Raw genomic sequence first — 3,595 nt, forward strand, 5'->3', positions numbered from 1 at the left:
TCTTCGAAGTCTGCACGCTGCATTGGCAGAAGTCGATTCAATGCCAGCTGACGATCGATATCCTTATCTGCCATAATCATTTGCTGTACGATAGGCACTCTCGCCGGTGACAGGAACATGTGCTCTGTTCTGCACAGACCGATACCTTCCGCACCGAATTCTCTTGCTTTGCGGGCATCGGCAGGTGAATCCGCATTCGCGAGTACCTTCATCGCGCGAATCTCATCCGCCCATTGCAAGATGAGCAGCATCTCGGGTGATACATTGGCATCTTGGAGCTCAATTCTCCCCGGAATTACCTGTCCACTGCCCCCATCAATCGTAATCCAATCTCCCTCTCGAATGACATTCCCCTCGGCGATCAGCTGACGCTGCTCCTCATTAATCTGCAGCGCTTCACAGCCGCACACACACGGCTTACCCATCCCCCGAGCTACAACGGCAGCATGACTGGTCATACCGCCACGCAGTGTTAGGATCCCTTCTGCGGCAACAATACCATGAATATCTTCCGGTGTTGTCTCCATCCGAACGAGAATAACCGACTTCCCTAGTCGCTTCCACTCATCTGCTGTGTCGGCGTCGAACACCGCTTGCCCGCATGCCGCTCCAGGTGAAGCGGGAAGCCCAGTCGCGATTGCACGATGGCCCGCAGCTGTATGAAGCGAACGATGAAGCATATGATTCAGATGCTGCACATCAATTCTCATTACGGCCTCTTCCTTGCTAATCAGGCCTTCCTTCACTAGATCGGCTGCAACTTGCAGTGCAGCTCTAGCATTGCGTTTGGCATTGCGGGTCTGGAGCAAATACAACTTCCCGTTCTCGATCGTAAACTCAATATCCTGCATATCCCGATATTGAAGCTCTAACTGCTTAGCGCATAAAGCCAGCTCCTCATAGGCATGTGGCAACGTTACTTCGAGCTGCGAGATTGAGACTGGCGTTCGCGTACCACCAACTACATCTTCACCCTGCGCGTTCATGAGGTATTCACCGAATAAGTCGGGTTCTCCTGTTGATGGGTTACGTGTAAACAACACGCCTGTTCCACTCGTCTCCCCCATATTTCCGAATACCATCGACTGTATATTGACAGCAGTACCCTGATCGTGTGGGATGTGATGCACCTTCCGATATACCTTCGCTCTTGGACTCGACCAAGACAGAAATACAGCCTCAACTGCTTCTTGAAGCTGCTGCTTCACATCCTGAGGGAATAGGCGTTCCGAACGTACTTCAATGAGCTGCTTGAACTTCTGAACAAGAGAATTCAGCGATTCTTCCGTAAGCTGTTGATCCTCTGTGCACCCGGCGAGCAGCTTTTCTTGCTGAAGTATGCGTTCGAAATGAACAGCCTCGATATTATAGACAACAGAGCCATACATTTGAATGAAGCGGCGATAACAGTCATACGCGAATCTGCGATTGTGCGTGAGCTTAGCCAATCCTTCTACTGTCTGATCCGTAAGCCCAAGATTGAGTATCGTATCCATCATTCCAGGCATTGATGTCACAGCACCTGATCGAACCGATACAAGCAGCGGGCATTCAGCACTGCCGAATCGGCGCTGCTGCACTCTTTCCAGTTCCACCATTGCACGCAGTACTTCATCCATTAATCCCTCGGGAAGTCGGCATCCATTGCTGTAATACTGTCTGCACATTTCTGTCGTTATGGTGAAGCCTGGCGGGACTGGGAGTCCCGCCTTCGTCATTTCAGCCAAATTAGCACCTTTGCCGCCCAGCAGCTCAGCATCCTCTTTGCCACCATTTCGGAACGAATTCACGCGCACACCTGTCAAGCCGTAGCACTCCCCTCTTGCTCGCGGCACGCTTCTTTGTCACACACCATATATTTCGTCTTCACGCCATTCGTAGGCAGTGTATCAATAACGTCATCACAATATCGGCAAATGATTGTGCCCAAGTCGTTTTCTTTTACATACTGATCAATGAGCTCATCGATTTGGTTCCGCATGATTGTTCTACCTCCTCGGATTGGACGAACATATACTTGACGAAATCCGTTACACGGCATGCGTATGCCCATTCATTGTCATACCATGCCAGCAGCTTCACCTGATACCCTGATGTTTGAATCGATAACCCATCAATAATTGCAGATTTGTTGTTGCCAATATAATCGGAGGAGACAAGCGGCTCCTCGTTGTATTCTACATAATGCCCCATGCCTTCCTTAATCGCATTTGTAAATGCGCGGACGATGTCTTCCTTCGTAACTTCACAATGCAAATGTGCAGTAAGGTCGACTAAGGATACATTTTGCACGGGAACTCGCAAGGACAGACCCTGAACCCGCTCCGCCAGATGGGGCAGAATATCCTTTAAGGCTTTGCCAACTCCTGTTGAAGTTGGAATAATGGAGCTGCCGCAAGCACGGCCTCTTCTCCAGTCCGAATGTGCATTATCCAGATGCTTCTGATCATTCGTATACGCATGGACCGTCGTCACCCAACCGTAGCCCAAGCCAAATTCCTGATCAAGCACATGAAGAAGCGGAGCTAGACAATTTGTTGTGCAGGAAGCAGTAGAAATAAGTGTGTGCTCCTGCGGATCATATGCGTGCTCGTTCACGCCCATTACGATAGTACAATCCAAATCCTTACCAGGGGCTGTCACGACAACCCGGTTCGCCCCCGCTTGCAGATGCAGAGATGCCTCTGAGCGACTCTTAAACTTTCCTGTTGCGTCAACGACAACATCAATTCCGTGCTCTCTCCATGGCAGAAGTTCTGGGTTGCGTTCGCTTACTAACGGAATCCGATGTCCCCGAATGATAAGGCATTGATCTCCCGCCTTAATATCTTCCTCCCAGCGACCGTGAATCGAATCATACTTCAAGAGATGCGCCAATTGATCAGGTGCACAGGTAGAATTAATAAGGCCAAGTGATGCACCGTTTCCATTCATGAACAGACTGCGAATAACTAATCTGCCGATTCTTCCTGTACCACTCACACCGAGTCGTTTCAGCATATATCGTTTGAACCTCCTTTGCTCAACTCATATAATACGTCATAATAAATGGAATTTCAATAATTAATACACACTATATGCAATTTTATTTCCGTAATCAACGGTTTAAATGTGTATTATAATGAAAATTGGGTTCATATAATACGTACTATACACAACATTAAGCATGTCTTAATGTCTACAAACAACTATGCATTCCTAGCCATAGCTAAATCCCACAAAAAACCAGCTAATGTTTGTCAAGTATTGCGGCTTGAAGTCGTCTATTACTTACTGATATACTTTTATTTGTAACACAAATAACCTTCATTGGCGTGAAGGTTATGGATAAATATGGGATTAAACTTGGTAGGGCTCGTTTTTATAAAGGATGGCGTAAATGTGATGGAGAAGCTTGTTGGCGCAGGCGATCACAACCACCTTATAAGGCTTGCCCTCTTTCCTTTTCTTCTCATAGTAATCACTTATCCTGCGGTTTGCACCTCTGCGAATTCCACACTGCACAGCTAGATACAGCGCTCGACGAAGTCTCTTAGAGCCTCGTTTCGTGATCCGGTTGCTTGTCCCTGTAAACTTTCCTGAACTGTAGATGCCC

Annotated in this window: 4 protein-coding genes; all 4 read right to left on the bottom strand. The window is 48.0% G+C overall.

Annotated features, from left to right (window positions below; genetic code table 11):
* Positions 1-1,805 (bottom strand): pyruvate, phosphate dikinase (gene ppdK, locus AZ66_RS27860; RefSeq protein WP_044357885.1); only part of this gene is annotated, 1,805 nt, incomplete at its 3' end.
* The gene (locus AZ66_RS27865) at positions 1,802-1,981 is read right to left on the bottom strand and encodes a GapA-binding peptide SR1P (RefSeq protein ID WP_021261511.1); all 180 of its coding nucleotides are present in this window, start codon (positions 1,979-1,981) and stop codon (positions 1,802-1,804) included. The genes ppdK and AZ66_RS27865, both read right to left, overlap by 4 nt.
* Positions 1,942-3,000: a type I glyceraldehyde-3-phosphate dehydrogenase gene (gene gap / locus AZ66_RS27870; RefSeq protein WP_044357886.1), complete on the bottom strand. Its 1,059-nt coding sequence runs from the start codon at positions 2,998-3,000 to the stop codon at positions 1,942-1,944. Before gap ends, AZ66_RS27865 begins: the two co-directional genes overlap by 40 nt.
* 339 nt (positions 3,001-3,339) lie before the next feature.
* Positions 3,340-3,595 (bottom strand): transposase (locus AZ66_RS31095; RefSeq protein ID WP_156160121.1); only part of this gene is annotated, 256 nt, incomplete at its 5' end.

The sequence above is a fragment of the Paenibacillus sp. E194 genome (assembly GCF_000935845.1).
Lineage (GTDB): Bacteria > Bacillota > Bacilli > Paenibacillales > Paenibacillaceae > Paenibacillus_B > Paenibacillus_B alvei_B.